The organism is Methylobacterium sp. WL12 (assembly GCF_008039475.1).
Taxonomy (GTDB): domain Bacteria; phylum Pseudomonadota; class Alphaproteobacteria; order Rhizobiales; family Beijerinckiaceae; genus Methylobacterium; species Methylobacterium cerastii.
The window spans coordinates 26,149-47,606 of the sequence record NZ_VRUW01000021.1; the positions used below are offsets into that span (position 1 = coordinate 26,149).

General features: G+C 72.1%; 19 protein-coding genes. 13 read left to right on the forward strand and 6 right to left on the reverse strand.

Annotated features, from left to right (window positions below; translation table 11 throughout):
* Position 1 precedes the first annotated feature (1 nt).
* Positions 2 to 982 (forward strand): quinone oxidoreductase, encoded by a 981-nt coding sequence (locus FV226_RS10660; RefSeq protein ID WP_147762881.1) that lies wholly within the window; start codon positions 2 to 4, stop codon positions 980 to 982.
* A gap of 6 nt (positions 983 to 988) precedes the next feature.
* Here FV226_RS10660 and FV226_RS10665 read toward each other — a convergent pair whose 3' ends face one another.
* From FV226_RS10665 to FV226_RS10675, 3 genes are all read right to left on the reverse strand, one after another.
* Positions 989 to 2,677: a thiamine pyrophosphate-binding protein gene (locus FV226_RS10665; RefSeq protein WP_147762882.1), complete on the reverse strand. Its 1,689-nt coding sequence runs from the start codon at positions 2,675 to 2,677 to the stop codon at positions 989 to 991.
* Positions 2,678 to 2,926: 249 nt separating this feature from the next.
* Positions 2,927 to 4,117 (reverse strand): NAD(P)/FAD-dependent oxidoreductase, encoded by a 1,191-nt coding sequence (locus FV226_RS10670; protein ID WP_147762883.1) that lies wholly within the window; start codon positions 4,115 to 4,117, stop codon positions 2,927 to 2,929.
* A 187-nt stretch (positions 4,118 to 4,304) separates the two neighbouring features.
* The gene (locus FV226_RS10675) at positions 4,305 to 5,207 is read right to left on the reverse strand and encodes a LysR substrate-binding domain-containing protein (RefSeq protein ID WP_187275236.1); all 903 of its coding nucleotides are present in this window, start codon (positions 5,205 to 5,207) and stop codon (positions 4,305 to 4,307) included.
* A 192-nt stretch (positions 5,208 to 5,399) separates the two neighbouring features.
* Here FV226_RS10675 and FV226_RS10680 point away from each other — a divergent pair, with 192 nt between their 5' ends.
* The 6 genes from FV226_RS10680 (at position 5,400) to FV226_RS10705 (ending at position 11,219) form a co-directional block, all read left to right on the forward strand.
* Positions 5,400 to 6,701, forward strand: a complete 1,302-nt coding sequence (locus FV226_RS10680) for an SLC13 family permease (protein WP_246691547.1) — start codon at positions 5,400 to 5,402, stop codon at positions 6,699 to 6,701.
* Between the two features lie 183 nt (positions 6,702 to 6,884).
* Positions 6,885 to 7,286 (forward strand): succinate dehydrogenase, cytochrome b556 subunit, encoded by a 402-nt coding sequence (gene sdhC / locus FV226_RS10685; RefSeq protein ID WP_147762884.1) that lies wholly within the window; start codon positions 6,885 to 6,887, stop codon positions 7,284 to 7,286.
* A 12-nt stretch (positions 7,287 to 7,298) separates the two neighbouring features.
* On the forward strand, positions 7,299 to 7,718 hold the full coding sequence (sdhD, locus tag FV226_RS10690) for a succinate dehydrogenase, hydrophobic membrane anchor protein (protein ID WP_147753924.1): 420 nt from the start codon (positions 7,299 to 7,301) through the stop codon (positions 7,716 to 7,718).
* A gap of 31 nt (positions 7,719 to 7,749) precedes the next feature.
* Positions 7,750 to 9,567 (forward strand): succinate dehydrogenase flavoprotein subunit, encoded by a 1,818-nt coding sequence (gene sdhA, locus FV226_RS10695; RefSeq protein WP_147753923.1) that lies wholly within the window; start codon positions 7,750 to 7,752, stop codon positions 9,565 to 9,567.
* Between the two features lie 94 nt (positions 9,568 to 9,661).
* The gene (locus FV226_RS10700; protein ID WP_147753922.1) at positions 9,662 to 10,465 is read left to right on the forward strand and encodes a succinate dehydrogenase iron-sulfur subunit; all 804 of its coding nucleotides are present in this window, start codon (positions 9,662 to 9,664) and stop codon (positions 10,463 to 10,465) included.
* 169 nt (positions 10,466 to 10,634) lie between these two features.
* On the forward strand, positions 10,635 to 11,219 hold the full coding sequence (locus FV226_RS10705) for an AprI/Inh family metalloprotease inhibitor (protein ID WP_147762885.1): 585 nt from the start codon (positions 10,635 to 10,637) through the stop codon (positions 11,217 to 11,219).
* A gap of 126 nt (positions 11,220 to 11,345) precedes the next feature.
* Here FV226_RS10705 and FV226_RS10710 read toward each other — a convergent pair whose 3' ends face one another.
* Positions 11,346 to 13,178, reverse strand: coding sequence for an outer membrane beta-barrel protein (locus tag FV226_RS10710; RefSeq protein WP_246691548.1), 1,833 nt, complete (start codon positions 13,176 to 13,178; stop codon positions 11,346 to 11,348).
* Between the two features lie 163 nt (positions 13,179 to 13,341).
* On the opposite strand from FV226_RS10710, the gene mutL reads away from it, so the two are divergent.
* The gene (gene mutL / locus FV226_RS10715) at positions 13,342 to 15,336 is read left to right on the forward strand and encodes a DNA mismatch repair endonuclease MutL (RefSeq protein WP_147762908.1); all 1,995 of its coding nucleotides are present in this window, start codon (positions 13,342 to 13,344) and stop codon (positions 15,334 to 15,336) included.
* 61 nt (positions 15,337 to 15,397) lie between these two features.
* On the opposite strand, the gene FV226_RS10720 is transcribed toward mutL, so the two are convergent.
* Positions 15,398 to 15,649 (reverse strand): hypothetical protein, encoded by a 252-nt coding sequence (locus FV226_RS10720; protein WP_147752375.1) that lies wholly within the window; start codon positions 15,647 to 15,649, stop codon positions 15,398 to 15,400.
* A gap of 157 nt (positions 15,650 to 15,806) precedes the next feature.
* Between FV226_RS10720 and FV226_RS10725 the strand changes: the two genes are divergently transcribed.
* The 3 genes from FV226_RS10725 to kdsA are packed head-to-tail and all read left to right on the forward strand — an operon-like array spanning position 15,807 to position 18,482.
* Positions 15,807 to 17,102 carry an aminotransferase class I/II-fold pyridoxal phosphate-dependent enzyme gene (locus FV226_RS10725; protein WP_147762887.1) on the forward strand — a complete coding sequence of 432 codons (1,296 nt, stop codon included), beginning with the start codon at positions 15,807 to 15,809 and terminating at the stop codon, positions 17,100 to 17,102.
* Complete coding sequence (locus tag FV226_RS10730) at positions 17,099 to 17,614, forward strand: hypothetical protein (protein WP_187278728.1); 516 nt, start codon at positions 17,099 to 17,101, stop codon at positions 17,612 to 17,614. Before FV226_RS10725 ends, FV226_RS10730 begins: the two co-directional genes overlap by 4 nt.
* 10 nt (positions 17,615 to 17,624) lie before the next feature.
* Entirely contained in the window at positions 17,625 to 18,482 is an 858-nt protein-coding gene (kdsA, locus tag FV226_RS10735; RefSeq protein WP_147762888.1) for a 3-deoxy-8-phosphooctulonate synthase, read from the forward strand.
* A 23-nt stretch (positions 18,483 to 18,505) separates the two neighbouring features.
* Here the strand turns inward: kdsA and FV226_RS10740 are convergent, their stop codons facing one another.
* Entirely contained in the window at positions 18,506 to 19,186 is a 681-nt protein-coding gene (locus tag FV226_RS10740) for a class I SAM-dependent methyltransferase (RefSeq protein WP_147762889.1), read from the reverse strand.
* 355 nt (positions 19,187 to 19,541) lie between these two features.
* Between FV226_RS10740 and FV226_RS10745 the strand changes: the two genes are divergently transcribed.
* A complete protein-coding gene (locus FV226_RS10745) occupies positions 19,542 to 19,784 on the forward strand; it encodes a hypothetical protein (RefSeq protein WP_147752371.1) in 243 nt (80 codons plus the stop codon).
* Positions 19,785 to 20,100: 316 nt separating this feature from the next.
* On the forward strand, positions 20,101 to 21,447 hold the full coding sequence (locus tag FV226_RS10750) for an amino acid permease (protein WP_147762910.1): 1,347 nt from the start codon (positions 20,101 to 20,103) through the stop codon (positions 21,445 to 21,447).
* The last annotated feature ends 11 nt before the right edge of the window (positions 21,448 to 21,458 follow it).

The following is a 21,458-nucleotide window of genomic DNA, read 5'->3' on the forward strand; positions in this document are numbered from 1 at the left end:
CATGACCGACGCGAACGCCGTCATCCTCCGCGACTTCGGCGGCCCCGAGGCGATGCGGCTCGAGCCGGTCCAGGTGCCGCCGCCGGGGCCGGGCAGCGTGCTGCTGCGCCAGACCGCGATCGGCTTCAACTTCATCGACGTCTACCAGCGCAAGGGCGCCTACCCGCTGCCGCTGCCGACCGGGCTCGGCCACGAGGCCGCCGGGCGGATCGAGGCGCTGGGCGAGGGCGTCGCGGGCTTCCGGGTCGGCGACCGGGTCGCGACCATGAACGCCGGCCTCGGCGCCTACGCCGACCGGCGGATCGTGCCGGCCGACAAGCTGGTGGCCATCCCCGACGCCGTCTCGGACGATGACGCCGCCGCCCTGCTGTTCAAGGGGATGACCGCGCAGTACCTGCTCCGGCGCACCCACGCGGTGCAGCCGGGCGAGATGGTGCTGGTCCACGCAGCCGCCGGCGGCGTCGGGCAAATCCTGTGCCGCTGGGCGAAGGCGCTCGGCGCCGTCGTCGTCGGCACCGCCGGCTCGGCGGAGAAGTGCGCGGTGGCGCGCGAGGCCGGCTGCGACGTGGCGATCGACTATTCGCAAGCGGGCTGGCCCGAGGCTTTGCTCGCTGCCACCGGCGGGCGCAAGGCGCGGGTCGTCTACGATTCGGTCGGCCGCGACACCTTCCTGCACTCCCTCGACCTCGCCGCGCCCTTCGGCCTCGTGGTACTCTACGGCGCCGCCTCCGGCCCGGCGCCGGCGATCGAGCCGGAACTCCTGAACAAGAAGGGCTGCCTGTTCCTCACCCGCCCCTCGGTCTTCCCGCACAACGCCGACGCCACGACCCTGCGGGCCAACGCCGCCGAAGTTTTTGCCGCCATCGCCTCCGGGGCGATCGTCTCGCGCATCGGGGCGCGGTTCCCCTTGGCGGACGTCGCCGAGGCGCATCGCGCGGCGGAGGCGCGGGCGACGACGGGGGCGATCCTGCTGGTCCCGTGAGACGCTTCAGGTCGCCCGCACCACGACCTCGACGAGGTTCGGCCCGCCCGAGGCGATCCCGGCCTCGATCGCCGCCGCGATGTCGCCCGCCCGGGTCACGCGCCGCGCCGGCACCCCCATCGAGGCGGCGAGCGCCGGGAAGTCGATCCGCGGGTCGGTGAGGTCCATGGCGATGAAGCGGTTGGCGCGTGCCGAGGCGTAGTGCGTCTGCGACTTCATGTAGTTCTTCAGGATGTTGTACTCGGCATTGTTGATGACGACGAACGTCACCGGCAAATTCTCGTGCGCGGCGGTCCACAGGGCCTGGGGCGAGTACATCGCCGCCCCGTCGCCGACGACGCAGACCACCGGCGCGCGGTCGAGGCCGAGCGAGGTGCCGACCGAGGCCGGCATGCCCCAGCCGAGCACGCCGCCGCGCATCGAGGCGTATTGGTGCGTCCGCTCGCTGTGCAGGAAGGTGCGCAGGTGCGCCATCGTCGCCGGCGCCTCGTCGACGATGGCGGTGTCGGCCCCCACCGCGCGGGCGATCTCGCGGGCCGCCACCAGCGGCGCGATCACCGGGTCGGCGAAGGCGGCGTCGGCCGCTTCCATCAGTCTTTCGCGCCGGACGGCGTAGTTCCGGGCGGCCGCGACCCGCAGGGCGGCGTAGGCGTCGGCGCGGCCAGCGAGGCGCGGCTTCAGCAGCGGCAGCAGCGCGTCGAGGGAGGCACGGACGTCGCCGACCATCGACAGCGTGGTCTCGTAGGTGCGCCCGAGGTCGCGCACGTCCGCCGAGAGTTGGAACACCTGCGTTCCGGCCGGCACCGCCGAGCCCTCGGTATAGAGCACGGTGATCAGCGACTTGCCGCCGAGGGCGAACACAGCGTCGTAGGCGCCGAGGATCTTCGCGATCTCGGTCGCCTTGGTCGGCAGGCTCCCGGCCCAGAGCGGGTGGGCGGTGGGGAAGGGGATGTGGGCCGGCCAGGACGAGCCGTAGACCGGCGCGCCGAGGAGGTCGGCGAGCGCCACGGCCTGGCTGGACGCGTCGCTGGCGTCGATCTCGTCCCCGGCGATGAGGGCGAGGCGCCCCGGCGCCACCGCGGCGAGATGGTCGGCCAGCCGGTCCAGCGAGCCCGCCACGGCGCAGCGGTCGATGGTCGAGACGCCGCCGGCAGGCGCCTGGGTCATCGCCTCCATCACGTCCATCGGCAGCGACAGGAAAACCGGGCCGGAGGGGGCGGCCGAGCAATCGTGGAAGGCGCGCCGCAGCAGGGTCGGCAGCTGGTCGGCGTTCGTCACTTCGCGCGCCCACTTCACGGCGGGGGTGGCGAGGCTGACGAGGTCGCCGAACAGCAGCGGGTCGGTGATCGCGTGCCGCGAATCCTGCTGGCCGGCCGTCACCACCAGCGGCGTGCCGGAGACGTGGGCGTTGATCAGGTTGCCGAAGCCGTGGCCGAGGCCGCCGGCGGTGTGGAGGTTGAGGAAGGCGGGCCGGCGCGCGGCGTGCGCGTAGCCGTCGGCCATCGCCACCGCGCTCGCCTCCTGCAACGCCAGCACGTAGGCGATGTCGGGGGTGTCGGTGAGCGCATCGATCAGCGGCAACTCGGTGGTGCCGGGATTGCCGAAGATGTAGCGCACGCCCTCGGAGCGCAGCACCTCGAGCAGCACCATCGCCCCGCGGCGGCTGCCCAGAGACTCCACATTGGTGATCGCCATCGCCGTCCCCTCCGTCGCGCCACCGAGGCTACGCCAACGGCGGGACGGGGCAACCGCGCGGCGCGCGTCGGACGGCCGAGTCCGCGTTATACCAGACCTTGATGAGCCCGACTCATCGAGGTCTGGCCCCAGCGACTGCGGGGCGGCGGCAATCCGCCGGACCTCATGGGTCCTGACCCATGAGACTTAGTATTACACGGCCGAGTTCGCGTCACACGGCCAAGCCCGCTTCAAACGGCCAAGCCCGCTTCACACCGCCAAGTGGGCCACGACCACCGAGGCTGCGCGCATCGCCCCGCGCGAGGCGTCGGTCGCGTAGCGGATCGCGTGGCGCGCGACGCGGTTGCGCACCCGGCGGGCCGCCCAGGGCAGGGTCGTCTCGGTGGCCAGCGCGCGGGCGTAGAGGCTGGATTCCAGGCTCGCGGCGTCGCAGGCGACCTTGACCGGGTCGGCATAGAACGCGGCGACCTTGTCGGCGCCCATCCCCGGCGTCGCGAGCCAGCCCGGCAGGTGCGCCTCGGCGAGCTGGCGCACGTCGGTCAGCACCTTGCCGATCCCGGTGCCGGGAATCGGGCAGGCGGTCTGGAACGCGTCGCCGACGAGGACGAGCCCGTCGCGCACGTGGCCTTCGGCCCGCATCAGGTCGATCGGGCGAACCTCGACCGCGCCCGCGATCGCGAGGTCCAGGCAATGGGCGGCGAGCCCCGGCATCAGCGTGCGCAGGGCGCCCTCCGGGTCGGCGCGGAGCGCCTTCGTCCAGGGGGCGTTCGGCTGGTGGTAGCAGAACAGGTTCGCCCGCATGGTCTCGCCGAGGGGGAACAGCGTGAGGTAGGCGTCGCCGCCGCCGAAGCGCTCGGAGAAGTAGGTCATCGCCGGGAACGGGAAGGCGGAACGCGGCGCGGCCATGTCGAAGCCCGCAGCCAGGGAGTGTCGCTCGCCGATCACGCGCCGTGAGATCCCGGCCTTGCGGCGCAGCACGTCGCCGAGGCCGGTGGCCAGCACGACGAGCCGGCCTTCGAACCGGCGCCCGTCGGCGAGTGTGACAACCTGCCGGTCCGGGCCGAGGTCGAGGTCGGCGACCCGGCCGACGGTGAGCAGCCCGGCGGGCAGGGCGGCGCGCAGGGCGTTGATCAGGTCGGGATAGGCAGCGCCGTATTCGGTGGTCCGCTCCCAGTGGGCGAGGCGGCCGAAGCGGACGACCCGGACGGAATCGGTCCGGGTCGTGCAGCCGCGGGTGGCGTCGCCGAAGCCGAGCGCCTCGAACAGCGTCATCTGCGCCGAGCCGTACTTCTCCGCACGGAAATCGTGCGGGTGGACGGTGTGGGCGTCGATCAGCGCCACGCTGCGGCCCTGGCTGGCGAGGCGGCCGGCGAGGCAGGTTCCGGCCAGGCCGGCGCCGATCACCACGACGTCGAAGCAGTCTGTTTGAGCAGGCATCATCGAAGACATCCGTCCGGCAGCCAGCGTCTTCGCGACGCCCGCACGGTAGAGATGGCAGACTCCATCCCGAAAAAAGGTCTTTGCGTAGTCCTCCACGATCAACGAAACGTGCACGGTCTGAAAAATTCGGAAACATTCTACCCTAGGTAGAATGTATTCATTATCTCAAACAATGAGAGCTTGTGACTTACGCTCGGTTCTCACCACCATCGCGCAAGTGCCTGACGAAGTCCTGCGCGAAGGCCGGAAGTCCCTCGAAGCTGCGGAGGCACAGGGTCAAGGCGCGGGTCGCCCAGGGCTCGACCAGCGGCACGACGGCGATGTCGAGGCCGCGCGCCACCCGCCGGGCCATGCTCTCGGGCACGATGCCGACCCCGACGCGGGCTTCGACGAGGCGGCAGACGGCGTCGAAGCCCCGCAGCTGCACCCGCAGGCGCATCGGGCGCCCGACGCGGGCCGCCTTGTCGGCGAGGAAGCGCGTGAGCGCGCTCGCCCGGTCGAGGCCGACGAGGTCGTGCGCCAGGACCTCGCCGAAGGAGACGGTCTCGCGCTCGGCCAGGGCGTGGCCGCGGGCCGCCACGAGCACGAACCGGTCCTTCCGGAACGGAAACGTCTGCAGGGTGCCGGTGTCGACCGTGCCCGACAGGATGCCGAGGTCGGCCTGCCCGTCGGCGACGAGGCCGACGATCTCGTCCGAGGTGTGCTCGTCGATCTCGACGCTGACGCCGGGGTTCCTTGTCAGGTAGGCGGCGAGCGCATCGGGCAGGAATTCGGTGAGCGCGTTGGTGTTAGCCAGGACCCGGATCTGCCCGACGGTGCCGCCGGAATAGGCCGAGAGCTCGCCCTGCATCCGCTCGATGCCGGCGATCAGCCCGCGGGCATGGGCCAGCAGCGTCCGCCCGGCCGGGGTCGGGACCACGCCGAGGCGGCTGCGGGTGAGGAGGGCTGCGCCGAGCGAGGTCTCCATCGCCCGGATGCGCGTCGAGGCGGCGGCGAGCGCGAGGTTCGCCCGCGCAGCCCCGTGGGTGATCGAGCCGGCCTCGACCACGTGACGGAAGAGGGTGAGGTCGGGGAGGTCGAAGCGCATCATCGCAGGACGCCTCCTTGTTCGCCGGGCGCGAAGCCGCCCTGCGTCCGCCCCGCGGCCGGCCCTGCGCGACGGGCGACCGCGGTCCACATCCTTCGCCGTTCGCGAAGGCACCGTCAAAGGATGCCGTATTGCGAACCGTTCCAATCCGGCCCCTAAACGAGCCTGGAACCGAACGCGGCGGGGCGAAGCAACATGGGAGGCGAGACGACGATCCTGGCGACCGCCGGCCTGCTCGTGCTCTGCATGGGGCTGTGGGCGACGGCGCTGCTGCCCGAGATCGTCACCGCGCTCCTGTTCTTCGCGCTCGCGATGCTGCTCAAGCTCGGCGCGGCGGCGACGGTGTTCTCGGGCTTCGCGTCGTCGGCCTTCTGGCTGGTGATGTCGGGGATGGTGGTCGGCCTCGCGATGACCCGGACCGGCCTCGGCGCGCGCCTGGCGCAGGGCCTGAGCGGCCGGCTCTCGGGCTCCTATGCGCGCTTCATCGCCGGGCTCGTGGGGTTCAGCTTCCTCCTCGCCTTCGTGATGCCGTCGAACCTCGGGCGCATCGCCCTGATGATCCCGGTGACGCTGTCGCTCTGCGACGCGTTCGGGCTGGCGCCCGGTCGCAAGGGCCGGGTCGGCGCGGTGATGGCGATCGGGCTCGCGACCCCGATCCTGTCGGCGGCGATCCTGCCGGCCAACGTCCCGAACCTCGTGATGGCCGGCGCCGCCGAGCGGCTCCAGGGGCTGCACCTCACCTACCTGCCCTATCTCTGGCTGCACGCGCCGGTGCTCGCGCTGGTCAAGGGCGCGCTCCTCGTCCTGCTGCTCGTAAAACTGTTCCCCGACCGGCTCGAGGCCGAGGCCGCGGCCCTGCCGGCGTTGCCGCCGGCCTCGCCCGCCGAGCGCCGCCTCGCGGCGATCCTCGTCGGCACCCTGGTCCTGTGGACCACCGACGGGCTGCACGGGATCGCCCCGGCCTGGGTCGGGCTCTCGGCCGCGGTGATCTGCCTGATGCCGCGGGTCGGCGTGCTGCCGGCGGAGGCGTTCACGCAAGTCTCCCTGCGCACCTGCTTCTACATCGCCGCCCTCCTCGGCCTCGTCGCGCTGGTCAACGAGACCGGCCTGGGCGAGCGCCTCGGCCACGCCTTGCTGGCGGTCGCGCCCCTCAGCCTCGGCGCCCCGGTCCAGAATTTCGCCGTGCTCGTCGGCATCGCGACGGCGCTGGCCCTGGTCGTCACCGCCAACGGCGCGCCCGCGCTCTACACGGCGCTGGCCGGCGAGGTGGCGAAGGCCAGCGGTTGGCCGTTGCTCGACGTGGTGATGGTGCAGGTGGTCGGCTACGCGACCCTGTTCTTCCCCTACCAGGCGCCGCCCATCGTATTCGCGCGCGAGCTGGGCGGGGTGTCCCTCGCGGACGCGACGCGGGCGACCTTCGCCTACGGCATCGCCGGGCTGCTGGTCGCCGCACCCCTCGACTACCTGTGGTGGCGACTGATCGGACGGCTGCCATGACGAGGCGGCCTATCGCGAAAGCAGAGCCCCCAGGACAGCAATGGGAAGGCGATATCCCGGCGGAATCGTCAACACCGCCCCGCCATGCCGCATTGCGGCGAAACGCCTGGACCTCTAGCGCTACAGATTAGAGACGGTCCAATTCGAAGCCCATTCCGAGAACGACACGAGGCCCCCCGCACGATGGCACCCACCGCACGCCCCACCGTGGCCCAGCCGCTCTCGCCGCACCTCCAGATCTACCGCTGGACCTGGACGATGGCGATGTCGGTGTTCCACCGCGTCACCGGCACCGCCCTCTACGGCGGCACCGCGCTCGTCGCGATCTGGCTCGTGGCGCTCGCCTCCGGCCCGGCGGCCTACGCCTGGGTGGCGTGGTTCTTCGGGTCCTGGATCGGGCGGATCGTGCTGTTCGCCTACACCTGGATCCTGCTGCACCACATGCTGGGCGGTCTGCGCCACTTCGTGTGGGACGCCGGCTACGGATTCGACCGCGACAAGCGCATGGCGCTGGCCCGCGCTACCCTGATCGGTTCGACGACGCTGACGGTCGTCGTCTGGGCCGTCGCCCTTCTGGCGCGCTGAGGAGTTGCCGCCATGGCCAAGGCCAAGATCCTTCAGAACCCGCAGGTCTCGATCCGCACCCCCCGCGCCCGCGTCCGCGGCCTCGGCGTCGCCCACCACGGCGTCGGGCATTGGTGGATGCAGCGCCTGACCGCCGCCGCCAACGCGCCGCTGATGCTCGCCTTCGTGGTGATCATCGCCCTGATGGCCGGCCGACCGTATCCGGAGGCGGTGGCCCTGGTGTCGCACCCCTTCGTCGCGATCGTCCTGATCCTGGCCGTGACCTCGGTCGCGATCCACATGCGTCTGGGGATGCAGGTGATCATCGAGGATTACATCCACAGCCCGGGGCTGAAGATCGCCGCGGTGTTCGCCAACAACTTCTACGCGGTCGTCGTGGCCGTGGCCTGCCTCTACGCCATCCTGCGCGTGGGGCTCGGCCGCCTCGTCTGACCTGCTTCCCGCGAGCTTGAAGGAGCCTTCCATGGCCGCCAACGGACAGAACGGGCAGGGACCCGCCTATTCCATCACCGACCACACCTTCGACGTCGTCGTCGTCGGCGCGGGCGGCGCAGGGCTTCGCGCCACCGTCGGCTGCTCGCAGGCCGGCCTGCGCACCGCCTGCATCACCAAGGTGTTCCCGACCCGCTCGCACACCGTGGCGGCGCAGGGCGGCATCTCGGCCTCGCTCGGCAACATGGGGCCGGACGACTGGCGCTGGCACATGTACGACACCGTGAAGGGCTCGGACTGGCTCGGCGACCAGGACGCGATCGAGTACCTGGTGCGCAACGCCCCGGCGGCCGTGTACGAGCTCGAGCACTGGGGCGTGCCGTTCTCCCGCACGGAGGAGGGCAAGATCTACCAGCGGCCCTTCGGCGGCATGACCACAGATTACGGCAAGGGCACGGCGCAACGCACCTGCGCGGCCGCCGACCGCACGGGGCACGCGATGCTCCATACCCTCTACGGGCAGGCGGTGAAGAACCAGACCAACTTCTTCATCGAGTACTTCGCCCTCGATCTGATCATGGACGACGAGGGCCGCTGCCGCGGTGTCGTCGCCATGGACCAGGCCACCGGCGAGATCCACCGCTTCCGCGCGCAGATGGTGATCCTCGCCACCGGCGGGTACGGCCGCTCGTACTTCTCGGCGACGTCCGCCCACACCTGCACCGGCGACGGCAACGCCATGGTGCTGCGCGCCGGCCTGCCGCTGCAGGACATGGAGTTCGTGCAGTTCCACCCCACCGGCATCTACGGCGCCGGCTGCCTGATCACCGAGGGCGCCCGCGGCGAGGGCGGCTACCTCACCAACTCCGAGGGCGAGCGCTTCATGGAGCGCTACGCGCCGTCGGCGAAGGACCTCGCCTCGCGCGACGTGGTCTCGCGCTCGATGACCATGGAGATCCGGGCCGGCCGCGGCGTCGGCAAGGGCGGCGACCACATCTTCCTGCACCTCGACCACCTCGACCCGGCGATCCTGCACCAGCGCCTGCCGGGCATCTCGGAATCGGCCAAGATCTTCGCCGGCGTCGACGTCACCAAGGAGCCGATCCCGGTGCTGCCGACGGTGCACTACAACATGGGCGGCATCCCGACGAACTATCACGGCGAGGTGCTGACGCTGCGCGACGGCAACCCCGACACCGTGGTGCCCGGCCTGATGGCGATCGGCGAGGCGGCCTGCGTCTCGGTGCACGGCGCCAACCGCCTCGGCTCGAACTCGCTGATCGACCTCGTGGTGTTCGGCCGCGCGGCGGGCCAACGCTGCGCCGAGATCGTCGAGCCGAACGGCCGGCCGATGGACCTCGCCAAGGACTCGGCCGACAAGGCGCTCACCCGCCTCGACCGCTTCCGCTACGCCGACGGCGGCACGCCGACCGCGGACCTGCGGCTCGAGATGCAGAAGACGATGCAGAACAACTGCGCCGTGTTCCGCACCGGCGAGGTGCTGGAGGAGGGCAAGGGCCTGATCCACAAGGTCTGGAGCGCGTCGGCCGACATCCGCATCACCGACCGGTCGCTCGTCTGGAACACCGACCTCCTGGAGACCCTGGAGTTCGACAACCTGATCGGCCAGGCGGTCGTCACGATGGAATCGGCCGCCAACCGCGAGGAATCGCGCGGCGCGCATGCCCGCGAGGACTTCCCCGACCGCAACGACAAGGAGTGGATGAAGCACACCCTGTCGTGGCTGGACGAGAGCGCCCACCGGGTGAACATCGACTACCGCCCGGTCCACACCTACACGATGTCGAACGAGATCCAGTACATCGAGCCGAAGGCGCGCGTTTACTAAGCTGCGCTTCGGAAAGCCGATCGGCGAGGCCGCGTCCTCGATGCGTCTTGCCGATCGTTGCTTCGATCGACTCTAGCGGAAGCCAACGACAGCCATGGCCGAATTCTCCCTCCCCAAGAACTCCCAGATCACCGAGGGCAAGTCCTGGCCCGCGACGACGGGGGCCAAGAACCTCAAGGAGTTCCGCGTCTACCGCTGGAACCCGGACGACGGGAAGAACCCGCGGATCGACACCTACCAGGTCGACCGCGACGATTGTGGGCCGATGGTGCTCGACGCCCTCCTGTGGATCAAGAACAAGGTCGACTCGACGCTGGTGTTCCGCCGCTCGTGCCGCGAGGGCATCTGCGGCTCCTGCGCCATGAACATCGAGGGCCAGAACGCGCTCGCCTGCACCATGGGCATCGACGAGTGCCAGGAGCACGCCAAGGGCCGGAAGACCGCCGCGGTGAAGATCTACCCGCTGCCGCACATGCCGGTGCTGAAGGACCTCGTTCCCGACCTGACGAACTTCTACGCCCAGCACGCCTCGGTCGAGCCCTGGCTCAAGACCGACACCCTAGCGCCCGAGAAGGAATGGCCGCAGACCCCGGAGGACCGGGCCAAGCTCGACGGACTGTACGAGTGCATCCTGTGCGCCTGCTGCACCACCTCGTGCCCGAGCTACTGGTGGAACGGCGAGAAGTTCTTGGGGCCTGCCGCGCTGCTGCAGGCCTACCGCTGGCTGATCGACAGCCGCGACGAGAACACCGGCGACCGCCTCGACGCGCTGCACGACCCGTTCAAGCTCTATCGCTGCCACACGATCATGAACTGCGCCAACACCTGCCCGAAGAACCTGAACCCGGCCAAAGCCATCGCCGAGATCAAGAAGATGATGGTCGAGCGCACGGTCTGATCTGGCGGGGCGCGGCACTGAGGCCGCCCCGCCACACTCGCCCCGAAAAGCCCCGTGCGTGGGCACTCGGGTGGGCGTTCCCCGATCCCCCGCCTTGCGGCCATCGCATTTGCCCCCGACGCAAGGACCCGCAAGGGGCGCCGCACGCGCGCCGGGGAAGCCGAGACCGATGCCGCGCCAGTACCGTTCGACGATCGCCCTCCTCGCGCTGGCCGCGGGTCTCGGCGCCTGCTCGTCGCAGCGCTTCGACGGACCTCGCGTCCGCGCGCCGGCACAGCAGGCCGCCATCGACAACATCGCGCCGGCGATGCCCTCGGGCGCCGTGACCTCCGCGCCGCTCGCGCCGCCGCCGGGGGCCTCGGCCGCGCCGGACGGGGCGCCGATCGGCGCGCAGGCCTCGATCGCCCCGCCGGCCTCCAACGTCATCCCCGAGCCGGTGGTCGCGCCGCCGCCTGCCCCGCCGGTGGTGGCGAGCGGGCGCGCCTCGGTGGTCGGCGCCTGGGACGCCAAGGATGCGACCGGGGCGAGCTGCAAGGTGACGCTGTCCAGCGCGCCGGCGCTCGACCTCTACAAGGCCTCCGCCGCGGGCTGCCCGAACAAGGATCTGGCCAAGGTCACGGCCTGGGATTTCCGGGACGGCGAGGTCTACCTGTACCAGCAGGGCGGCACGGTGGCCGCGCGCCTACGCCAGGGCGGCGGCGCCCTCGACGGCGCGCTGACCAAGTCCGGTGCCTCCCTCGCGCTGGTGCGCTGAGGGCTTACACCAAGTCTCACGGGTCAGGACCGATGAGGTCCGGCGGATTGCCGCCGCCCCGCAGTCGCGGCGGCCGGACCGCGACGAGTCGCGCTCACCGAGGTCCGGTATCGGCCGCGTGTGGGGCTACGGGCTCACCCGCAGCCCGAGCAGGAAGGTGTTGTCGGAGAAGCTCGCCGTCGCCACCGAGCTGTTGATCTCCTGGTAGAGATAGGTGCCGCGCAGCGTCAGCCAGCGGTTGAAGCGGTAGTCGAGCCGGGCGGTCGCCGAGAAGCCGGTCTCGCGGATCGAGACCCCCTGGTAGTCGTTGTGCAGGTAGGCGCCGCCGACGATGATCGAGAGGTTGCGCAGGAGGTCGTGCTGCACCTCCAGCGTCGCCGTCTGGGTGCGGATGCCGCTGGAGCCGGGGACCGTCGTCTCGGTGACGCCGGCCTGCGCGTTGAGGCGCACGGTGGTGAGGGGGCTCGCCGCCCAGATCAGGGCGGCGGCCAGGATGGGCGCGTCGAGGCCGCGCAAGGCCGGGTCGACGTAGGTGCGGTGCTGCAGGCCGCCCGAGATCTCGCCGCTGATCGAGCGGGTGAAGTTCAGGGTCGCGCCGACAGAGGCGGCGATGCCGTCCGAGTCGCGGCGCAGGCCGCTGGCGTCGCGGGGCAGGTCGTAGACCCGGGTGTCGGCGAGCAGCTCGACGAAGGGGCTGATCTCCGGCGACACCTCGTAGGCCGTGCGCAGGCGCATGCTGTACTGGTTCTGGTTGCGGTCGGCCTGGCTGATCACGGTGCCGTCGGACAGCCGCGCATCCTCGAACTCGGAGCGGTCGACCGAGCCGCGCAGGGACACGGACAGCCGGTTGAAGGTCTCCGTCGCGCCGAGCGAGCCGCCATAGGTCGCCACGATCGGCCGGTTGGTCGCCGTCACGGCCTGGAGGTTGGGGCTGCCGGTGCGCTGGGTGTCGACGAGGAAGCGGGTCTCGGCGTCGATCCGCAGGTCGCGGTTGGCGTCGATCCGCAGCCGCACGGTGCCGGCCGCGTTCGGGCGGCTCGCCACCTCGTTCTGCGGGGTCTCGAGGTAACCGGCGCGCAGCTCGCCCGCGAGTTCGCTCCGCGACCAGTCGGAGCGGAAGTTCAGCTCGCCCTCGCTCCTCAGCGCCACCGAGCCCTTGGCGAGGGAGGGCGTCGTCTGGTCCGGGTTGCTGTCGTAGCCGAGGCTCTGGGTGAAGGAGGGCAGCACCGTGAAGCTGCCGAGCTTCAGCCCGAGCGGCGCGTAGGCGTCGTCGGTGGCGAGCGGCCGCCGCAGGCTGTTGGCCAGCAGCGCGCCCGGCGTGAGGACGCCGCTCAGCGGATTGATCAGCGGCAGCCCCGCCCCTTGCGGCCGCGGCGCCTCCGGCGGCAGGGGCACGCCGACGACCGGGTTCTGGATCACCGGCGACAGCCGCAGGGACGGCGGCGGGATCTGGGTGACGTCCTGGGTCAAGCGCCGCGTCGCCGTCCCCTGGCGCCGGGGCGGTGCCGCGCGCTGGCGCAGCAGGCTGATCGGCGCGCGGTTGTTGGCGCCCGAGGTGGCGCCGCCGGTGCGGCTGCCGGAGGAGCGGACGCGCGTGTCGAAGGTCGAGGCGCCGGCCTCGGCGCCGGTCGGCCCGGACAGGCTGGCGCCGCCCGAGGTGAGGCCGCCGGAGGATTCGCCGCCGGACGTCTCGCCGGACGTGCCGTTGCCGAGGCGGGGCGGACCGTCCATGGGGCGGCGGCGCAAGGTCGGCAATCCGTCCTGGCCGGGCTCCTGGCCGATGCCGGGGTTGTCGGGCTGGCCGCCGACGGGACTGAGGGATTCGAAGCGCGCGCCTTGCGCCTGCGCCGCGGCGGGCAGGGTCGCGAGCGCCGCCGGGAGGCCGGCGAGCAGCAGCGCGAGGCCGCAGGCACGGCCTGCCTCCCGTCGCGCATGCCCGTCGCCTTCCACCCCCAGCACCGGATCCCGACTCCCCTGGTTGGGCGCGCAAAGATCGCCGCACCGCTTCCGCATGGTTAACGAAGGCTAGCCGGGCGTAGTTAATGCGGCGTCAACGGCGGATGGGGGCGGACCCGCGACGCCGATGGATCGGCGCGTGCGGCGGGTCTATAAGCGGGCGATCATGTCCGCCCCCGCGCCCGTCCGCCGTCTCGACCCGGTCCTCGTCGACCGCATCGCCGCGGGCGAGGTGGTCGAGCGGCCGGCTTCCGCCGTCAAGGAGCTCGTGGAGAACGCGATCGACGCCGGCGCCCGCTCGGTCGCGGTGACGATCGAGGCCGGCGGCCGGCGGCTGATCCGGGTGGTCGACGACGGCGCCGGCATGTCGGCGGACGACCTCGTCCTGGCCGTCGAGCGCCACGCCACCTCGAAGCTGCCGGGCGGCGACCTCACGCGGATCGACACGCTGGGCTTCCGCGGCGAGGCGCTGCCCTCGATCGGCGCGGTCTCGCGGCTGTCGATCACCACGCGCACGGCGGAGGCCGAATCTGGCGCGGCGCTCGTCGTCGAGGCGGGCCTGCGCGGCGCGGTGCGCCCGGCGCCGGCCGCGCGCGGAACCCGGATCGAGGTGACCGACCTGTTCTCGGCGACGCCGGCGCGGCTGAAGTTCCTGAAGTCGGACCGCGCCGAGAGCGCGGCGGTCTCCGACATCCTGCGCCGGCTCGCCGTGGCGCAGCCTGCGATCCGCTTCACGCTGACGAGCGAGGGCGGCACGCCGCTGGTGCTGCCGGCGCTCGCCGGCGCCGGGCCGGACGACCCGGCGGCCAACCTCGCCCGGCTGGCGCAGGTGCTGGGGTCGGACTTTTCCGAGAACGCCCTGCCGGTGGCGATGGCGCGCGAGGGCTTCTCGCTCACCGGCCATGTCGGGCTGCCGACCTTCCATCGCGGGGCGGCCAACCACATCCATTTCACGGTGAACGGCCGTCCCGTCCGCGACCGGCTGCTGCTCGGCGCCGTGCGCGGCGCCTACGCCGACACCCTGCGCTCCGACCGGCATCCGGTGCTCGGGCTGGCGATCGCCTGCGAGCCCGGCCTCGTCGACGTCAACGTCCACCCGGCCAAGACCGAAGTGCGGTTCCGCGATCCGGGGCTGGTGCGGGCGCTCGTCGTCAGCGCGATCCACGAGGCCCTGCGCCGGGGCGGAGCGCGGGCCTCGACCGGCGTCGCCGCCCGCACCCTCGACGCCCTACGCCCCTCCAGCGGGCTTCCGCTCACGCAACATGCCTTGACGCAGCATGCCCTGACTCAACATGGCGGGGCGGCGAGCCCGAGCCTGTTCAAGGCAGCCCGAACCGGCGCGTTCCGGCCCGGCACCCCGTCGCTCGCGGCGCCGTCCGGCTTCCGCCGGCCCGCACCGAACCAGGCTTACGGGTTCGGCGAGGCGGCGCAGGCGGCGTTCGACCCGGCCGGCGACTTATCGGACCCGATGGCCGGCTTGGCGGAACCGACGGCCGACCTGGCGCCGCCGGCCGCCGACCTGCGCAGCCTCGACGCGGCCGAGGACGCCCTCGACCATCCGCTGGGCGCCGCGCGGGCGCAGCTGCACGAGACCTACATCGTCGCCCAGACCCGCGACGGCGTGGTGATCGTCGATCAGCACGCGGCGCACGAGCGCCTGGTCTACGAGCGGATGAAGCGCGAGCGCGCGTCGGGCGGCATCCTGCGGCAGGGCCTGCTGATCCCCGACGTGATCGAGATGGCGCCCGAGGCCGCCGAGCGGCTGGCCGCGGCGGCCCCCGAACTCGAACGGCTCGGCCTGACGCTGGAAGGCTTCGGCCCCGGTGCGGTGCTGGTGCGCGCCGTGCCGGCGGCGCTCGCCGGCGCCTCGGTGCGCGACCTCGTCGCCGACATCCTCGACGCGCTCGACGCCAGCGGGGTGGAGGAGGGCGGCGCCGGCGCCCTGGAGGACGGCCCCCTCGGGCGCCGCCTCGACGCGGTGCTCTCGCGGATGAGCTGCCACGGCTCGATCCGCGCCGGCCGCCGCCTGCGCCCGGAGGAGATGAACGCGCTCTTACGCGCCATGGAGGCGACGCCGAATTCCGGCCAGTGCAACCACGGCCGCCCGACCTACGTCGCGCTCGGCCGCCACGACATCGAGCGGCTGTTCGGGCGGCGCTGAGCGGGGCGGCGCAGGGTCGATCGCGGCAAATTCAATCCGGGCAAGGTCAATCGCGGCAAGGTCAATCCGGGATCGCGAACCCGATCGACTGGCACAGGAGCGCGACCATCGTCACCCCGCCGGCGACGAGCCCCATGCGGGCCGAGCGTGCGGGGGCGGAAGCGGACGGCGAGGCGCCGAGCCCGAGCTCGTCCTCGTAGCGCGCCAGGATCCAGGCCTGGAGCGCGGGCGCGGTCATGGCGAGCCAGGCCCACAGGCCGATCGCCACGAAACCCAGGCCTTGCCCGCCGTAGGTGAAGACGTCGTCGATCATGGCGCTCTCGAATCGACCGCCCCCTCGCGGCGACCTTAGATCACCGATCCGTGATCCGGGAAGGGCCGGCCGGTCCCGGCCGCGGCTTTCGCGTGCGCTGGAACACGGATCGGCCTATGACACGCCCCGACGCCCGCACAACCCGGCCCGTGTTCCGATGACCGCACTCGCAGACCTGTCCCCCGCCGACCTCGCCGCGCGCTACGCGCAGGCGCAAGGCGCCTACGAGGCGTTCCGCGCCCGCGGGCTGAAACTCGACATGACCCGGGGCAAGCCCGCGCCCGAGCAGCTCGACCTCGCCTCGGGGATGCTGGCGCTGCCCGGCAACGGCGACCACACCACGGCGTCGGGCGAGGATGCGCGCAACTACGGCGGCCTCCAGGGCTTGGCCGAGGCCCGCGCGCTGTTCGGCCCGGCGCTCCTCGGCGCACCGCCGGAGCAGGTGGTGGTGGCCGAGAACGCAAGTCTCGCCGTGATGCACGACTGCATCGTCTGGGCGATGCTGAAGGGCGTGCCCGGCTCCGAGCGCCCGTGGTCGAAGGAGGCGGCGCCGGCCTTCCTCTGCCCGGTGCCGGGCTACGACCGCCACTTCTTCCTGTGCGAGGAGTTCGGCATCCGCATGCTGCCGGTGCCGATGACCCCCGAGGGGCCGGACATGGAGGTGGTCGAGGCCCTGGTCGCGGACCCGGCGGTCAAGGGGATGTGGTGCGTCCCGAAATATTCGAACCCGTCCGGTGAGATCTATTCGGACGAGACCGTCCGGCGGCTCGCGGCGATGAAGGCCGGCGCCCCGGACTTCCGCCTGTTCTGGGACAACGCCTACGCCGTCCACCACCTCACGCCCGAGCACCACGCGATTCCCGACATCCTCGATGTCTGCAAGCAGGCCGGCAACCCCGACCGCGCCTTCGTCTTCGCCTCGACCTCGAAGATCACGCTGGCCGGCGCGGGGCTGGCGTTCTTCGCCGGCTCTCCCGAGAACGTGCGCTGGTACCTGGCGCGGGCCGGCAAGCGCACCATCGGGCCGGACAAGCTGAACCAGCTTCGGCACGTCCGCTTCCTGCGCGACCCGGCCGGGCTCACCGCCCACATGGAGCGCCAGCGCGAGCTCCTCGCCCCGAAGTTCTCGGCCGTGACCGAGGCGCTCGAACGCCACCTCACCGGGACCGACGTGATCTGGAGCCGGCCCGAGGGCGGCTACTTCGTTAGCGTCGACGCCGGCGTCGGCACCGCCGAGCGCATCGTCGCGCTCGCCAAGGGCGCCGGCATCGGCCTGACGCCGGCCGGCGCGACCTTCCCCAACGGCCGCGACCCGCGCGACGCGGCGCTGCGCCTCGCGCCCTCCTACCCGAGCCTGTCCGAGGTCCGCGAGGCGGCCGAGGGGATCGCGCTCTGCATCCTGCTCGCCGCGATCGAATCGGAGCGGGCGGTGCGGTCGGCGCCGCAGCAATGAGCGGCCTCCTGCGCGCGGCCGCATTCCTCGTCCTCGCCACGACGATCCCGGCCGCCGCCGCACCCCGGGTCGATGCCTGCGACCGGCTCGCCGCCACGATGATCCGGGCCACCGGGGCCTCGCTCGCCGGGCGCGCCGGCTCGCTCGCGGTGTTCCGCGCCACCGACGCCGAGCGGATGAGCCTCGATTGCCGGGCGCCGGCGCGGATGGTGTTCGCCTCCCGCGACCGCGAGCCGACCCGAGGCTACTACGCGCTGATCGGCCGGGCTGCGCGCGCGCTCACCGGCGCGGCCGCCGAGGCCGCCGAGGTGCTGGCGCGGCAGGTCCACCAGGATTCGCTGCTCGCCGACGCGCCGCGCCAGGGCATCGCAGGCAAGGCGGCGCTCCGCTGCGAGACCGGGCCGCGCGACGACGCGCTCGCCGGCGACCTCACGGTCTGCGTCCTGGTACCGAACCGGCCGCCGGCCTTGCGCCGCAGGGCCGGACTTTCGCACGGGGCGAGGGCGGGCTAAGCCTCCGCCCATGCCCGATTCGACCGAGACCCACGAGCCCAAGACCGTCCGCGCCGGCGCGGTCGCCTTCGGCAACCACCTGCCGCTCGCGCTGATCGCTGGCCCGTGCCAGCTCGAGAGCCGCGACCACGCCCTCGAGATCGCCGCCGCGCTGAAGGAGATGGCCGAGGCCCACGGGCTCGGCCTCGTGTTCAAGGCGTCCTTCGACAAGGCCAACCGCACCTCGGGCGGGGCCGCCCGCGGCATCGGCCTCTCCGGCGCGCTGCCGATCTTCGCCGAGATCAAAGCACGATACGGCCTGCCTGTGCTCACCGACGTGCACGATGCCGGGCAGTGCGGGCCGGCCGCCGAGGTGGTCGACGTGCTCCAGATCCCGGCCTTCCTTTGCCGCCAGACCGACCTGCTGCTTGCCGCCGCCGCCACCGGCCGCGTGGTCAACGTCAAGAAGGGCCAGTTCCTCGCCCCCTGGGACATGCAGCACGTGGCCGCCAAGGTGACCCAAGCCGGCAACCCGAACGTGATGGTCACCGAGCGCGGCGCCTCGTTCGGCTACAACACCCTGGTCTCCGACATGCGCAGCCTGCCGATCATGGCCGCGGTCACCGGCGGCGCGCCGGTGGTGTTCGACGCCACCCACTCGGTGCAGCAGCCGGGCGGGCAGGGGGGAAGCTCGGGCGGCGAGCGCCGCTTCGTCGCCGTGCTGGCCAGGGCCGCCGTCGCGGTCGGCGTCGCCGGCGTCTTCATCGAGACCCATCCCGATCCCGACCGCGCCCCGTCCGACGGCCCGAACATGGTGGCGCTGCGGGACATGTCGGCGCTCCTGTCCGAACTGCTGGCCTTCGATCGGCTGGCCAAGGCGCGGGCGTAGGACCCGGGCGCAAACTGCAAACCTCAAGCCGGCTCGCGCACTGCGACGAGGACGTGCGCCCGCAGCGGCTGCGATAGCCCGTAACGCCCGTCCGCATCGCGCTCGGTCGCAGCCGCGAAGGCGGTGGCGATCGCTTCCGCGTTGTCGCGGATTGCGATCCGCCGCGCCGGGTCGACCGCGGCGACACGTTCGAGGAAGGCGTCGCGGTCGGCAAAAGTCTCGCGGCGCACGAACGTCGTGTCGGAAAGGCAGCGGAACCGCCCGGCCGCGATCGCGTCGGCGATGGCGGCCTGCGCCGCCGCGCGGATCGCGGTCTCGTCCTCGACCGGCCTGAGCGCCACGAAGAAGCTGCCCTCTGCCAACGGCTCGACCACGACGATCCGGCCCCCCGGCACGACGACCCGGGCCGCCTCGCCGAGCGCGGCGCGCGGGTCGGGGACGTGATGCAGGGCGTTGAGGATCACCGCGCCGTCGAACGATCCGTCGGCGAAGGGCAGGCTCTCGGCCGAGCCGGCCTCGAAGGTGCAATCCGGCGCGCGGTCCCGGGCGGCCGCGATCGCCGCCGCGCCAGGATCGATCCCGGTCATCCATGCGCCGTGGCCGGCGAGCGCGGCCGCCATCGCGCCGGGACCGCAGCCGACGTCGAGGAGGCGGCGCCCGGCGATCGGCGCGAAGGCGTCGAGGACGAGCGAGAGGGTGTCCATGGGCGAGGTCCGCATCGGTCGAGCCGAACCACCATCGCGGGGCGGGCGCCGCGGCGCAACCGCCCGGCCCCCTTCGATGCCACCGGGACGCCGCGATGGATACGGCCGAGCCGGATCGCGGTTTCAGTCCAGACGTGACGAACCCGCCGCTTCGTGATGGCGAGATCAGTCCTCGCGCCTGTTCACCGGTCCATCACGCTGATACGATCTTTCTTCCTAACCGAGCCTTCGGTTCTCGTTGCGGACGTCCGGCACCGGACGCCCCGATCGCGGTCGCCTGCGACCGAACGGTCGTTCCCATGGACGCGCAAATCCCATATCGTTGTGGGATAAAATCCCACGGACACCGCACGCAATGCCGCGCTACACCATCGACCTGCATGACGGCGCGCATTTCGTGCGCGACACCGAGGGCTTCGACCTGCCCGACGCCGACGCCGCGCGCGAGAAGCTGGTGCGGATCATGTCGAAGATCGCCCTCGGCTTCACGGCCGTGCCCGAGCGCCAGGACTACCTCGCCGTGGTCCGCGACGAGAACCGGAAAGTGGTCCTGCGCGCTCGCCTCTCCCTCGACATCGAGACGTTCGACGCCGGCTGAGCGCCACGTCCGCGCCGAGGCCGGCGAAGGCGATCACCGATAGAGACTATACGGAGATGCGGTCGCGCCCGTCGAACAGGGCGGAAGGGGCGAGCGTCGCGCCCTCGGCCTTCGGCATTTGTCGCCACCGCGGTATGGGGCCGGCCAGCAAAGCCGGGGGCCGCGAGGCGCGCAGCGAAGGCTGCGTGGTCGCCGCCTTTCGCCGGCGTCGCGATCCTCGCCTAAGCTAGGGGACTCCGGCATCGCCGACGGGAACACCGGATCGCCGGGATGATGTCGCTTGATCGCGGGCGACGCCGAGGCGATGATCGCGCCCATGTCCGACGCCGGCGATCCGCCCACCGCGAAGCCGGCGCCGGCGGTCACGACCCGGGCGGCGACGGCGATCGTGATCGCCGACATGGTCGGGGTCGGCGTCTTCACCAGCCTCGGCTTCCAGGTCGTGGACATCACGTCCGGGTTCACGCTGCTGCTGCTGTGGTTCGTCGGCGGCGTCGTGGCTTTGTGCGGGGCGTTCAGCTACGCCGAGCTCGCCGCGATGTTTCCGCGCTCGAGCGGCGAGTACAACTTCCTGACGCGCGCCTACGGGCCGGCCTTCGGGTTCATGGCCGGCTGGCTCTCGGCGACGGTCGGGTTCAGCGCGCCGGTGGCGCTGGCGGCGATGGCGTTCGGGCAATACGCGCAGGCGATCCTGCCGGGGGCGCCGCCGCTGCCCCTCGGCCTCGCGGCGATCGCCGCGACCACGGCGCTGCGCCTCGGGGGAGGGCACCACGGCAACGCGATCCAGGTCGGCTTCACACTCGTGAAGCTCGCGCTGATCGTGCTCTTCATCGTCGCGGGCTTTGCCGGCGGCGGGGGCGGTTCGATCGGCTTCCTGCCGAGCGCCTCCGACCCGGGGCAGATCTTCAGCGCCAGCTTCGCGGTGAGCCTCGTCTTCGTGATGTACGCCTACACCGGCTGGAACGCGGCGACCTACATCGTCGGAGACCTCGCCGACCCGCCGCGCAGCCTGCCGCGGGCGCTGTTCGTCGGCACGGGCGTCGTGCTCGTGCTCTACGTCGCCCTGAACGCGGTGTTCCTCTACACGACGCCGAGGGCGGAGCTCGCCGGGCAGATCGAGGTCGCCCTGATCAGCGGGCGGCACGTGTTCGGCGAGGCGGGCGGCCGGCTCGTCGGCCTGCTGATCTGCCTCGGCCTGATTCCGACGATCAGCGCGATGATGTGGATCGGCCCGAGCGTCACCGTGGCGATGGGCGAGGACGTGCCGCTGCTGGCGTTCTTCGCGCGGCGTTCCCGAACCGGCGTGCCGGTGGCCGCGACCCTGCTCCAGGCCGCAATCGCCAGCCTCCTGCTCCTCACGCGGAGCTTCGAGGCGGTGTTGGAATTCATCCAGTTCGGCCTGATCCTGTCCTCGTTCCTCGCCGTCCTCGGCGTGATCCGGCTGCGCGTCACGCGGCCCGACCTGCCGCGGCCGGTTCGCGCCTGGGGCTATCCGGTCACGCCACTGGTCTTCCTCGGCGTGACGCTGTTCATGCTGGTCCACCTCGTCGCCTCGCGCCCGGTCCAGGCGCTGGCGAGCCTGCTCCTGATGGGGGTCGGCCTGGTACTGTTCCGCGTCGCGGACCGGCATGCCCGGCGCAGGGGCCGGGCGCAGGGGCGATGAGGCGGCACGAC

Bases quoted from the DNA above. Each gene is read 5' to 3' on its own strand.
- FV226_RS10730 (WP_187278728.1), top strand. From the start codon at position 17,099: ATGAGCGGCCTCCTGCGCGCGGCCGCATTCCTCGTCCTCGCCACGACG.
- sdhA (WP_147753923.1), top strand. From the start codon at position 7,750: ATGGCCGCCAACGGACAGAACGGGCAGGGACCCGCCTATTCCATCACC.
- sdhD (WP_147753924.1), top strand. From the start codon at position 7,299: ATGGCCAAGGCCAAGATCCTTCAGAACCCGCAGGTCTCGATCCGCACC.
- FV226_RS10745 (WP_147752371.1), top strand. From the start codon at position 19,542: ATGCCGCGCTACACCATCGACCTGCATGACGGCGCGCATTTCGTGCGC.
- FV226_RS10720 (WP_147752375.1), bottom strand. From the start codon at position 15,649: ATGATCGACGACGTCTTCACCTACGGCGGGCAAGGCCTGGGTTTCGTG.
- FV226_RS10725 (WP_147762887.1), top strand. From the start codon at position 15,807: ATGACCGCACTCGCAGACCTGTCCCCCGCCGACCTCGCCGCGCGCTAC.
- kdsA (WP_147762888.1), top strand. From the start codon at position 17,625: ATGCCCGATTCGACCGAGACCCACGAGCCCAAGACCGTCCGCGCCGGC.
- FV226_RS10700 (WP_147753922.1), top strand. From the start codon at position 9,662: ATGGCCGAATTCTCCCTCCCCAAGAACTCCCAGATCACCGAGGGCAAG.
- sdhC (WP_147762884.1), top strand. From the start codon at position 6,885: ATGGCACCCACCGCACGCCCCACCGTGGCCCAGCCGCTCTCGCCGCAC.
- FV226_RS10670 (WP_147762883.1), bottom strand. From the start codon at position 4,117: ATGATGCCTGCTCAAACAGACTGCTTCGACGTCGTGGTGATCGGCGCC.
- mutL (WP_147762908.1), top strand. From the start codon at position 13,342: ATGTCCGCCCCCGCGCCCGTCCGCCGTCTCGACCCGGTCCTCGTCGAC.
- FV226_RS10680 (WP_246691547.1), top strand. From the start codon at position 5,400: ATGGGAGGCGAGACGACGATCCTGGCGACCGCCGGCCTGCTCGTGCTC.
- FV226_RS10740 (WP_147762889.1), bottom strand. From the start codon at position 19,186: ATGGACACCCTCTCGCTCGTCCTCGACGCCTTCGCGCCGATCGCCGGG.
- FV226_RS10750 (WP_147762910.1), top strand. From the start codon at position 20,101: ATGTCCGACGCCGGCGATCCGCCCACCGCGAAGCCGGCGCCGGCGGTC.
- FV226_RS10660 (WP_147762881.1), top strand. From the start codon at position 2: ATGACCGACGCGAACGCCGTCATCCTCCGCGACTTCGGCGGCCCCGAG.
- FV226_RS10705 (WP_147762885.1), top strand. From the start codon at position 10,635: ATGCCGCGCCAGTACCGTTCGACGATCGCCCTCCTCGCGCTGGCCGCG.
- FV226_RS10675 (WP_187275236.1), bottom strand. From the start codon at position 5,207: ATGATGCGCTTCGACCTCCCCGACCTCACCCTCTTCCGTCACGTGGTC.
- FV226_RS10665 (WP_147762882.1), bottom strand. From the start codon at position 2,677: ATGGCGATCACCAATGTGGAGTCTCTGGGCAGCCGCCGCGGGGCGATG.